Origin of the sequence: Chengkuizengella axinellae, assembly GCF_030730905.1 — a bacterium.
In the GTDB taxonomy this organism is placed as follows: Bacteria; Bacillota; Bacilli; order Paenibacillales; family KCTC-33759; genus Chengkuizengella; species Chengkuizengella axinellae.
Genome location: NZ_JAVAMP010000066.1, coordinates 1 through 336, shown reverse-complemented (window position 1 = coordinate 336; position 336 = coordinate 1). Strand labels below are relative to the sequence as shown.

Annotated in this window: 1 protein-coding gene; it reads left to right on the top strand. The window is 42.6% G+C overall.

The genetic code is table 11. The features are described from left to right. The coding region (locus Q5Y73_RS24690; RefSeq protein WP_305994579.1) for an Ig-like domain-containing protein at positions 1-336 on the top strand (336 nt) is incomplete at both ends.

Sequence of the window (336 nt, the reverse complement as noted above, 5' to 3'; positions counted from 1 at the left end):
TGAAGATAGTTTTACCTTTAACGTCACAGACACCGGGGATGGAACAGCAGGAGCCAAAACAAGTGAGGCAGCAACGGTAACGATCACAGTCAATCCAGTGAACACAAAGCCAGTAGCAGCTAATCAAGCTGTAGAAACAAATGAGGGTGAAGCAGGAGAGGTTATCTTAACCGGAAGTGATGAAGAAACTAATTCATCTGATTTAATCTTTAATGTAGATGAAGATAGTGTACAGAACGGAACGATTAGAGTAGAAGGCTCGAAAGTGATCTACACTCCAGCAGATGGGTATAACGGAGAAGATAGCTTTACGTTTACCGTCACAGATTTGGGAGA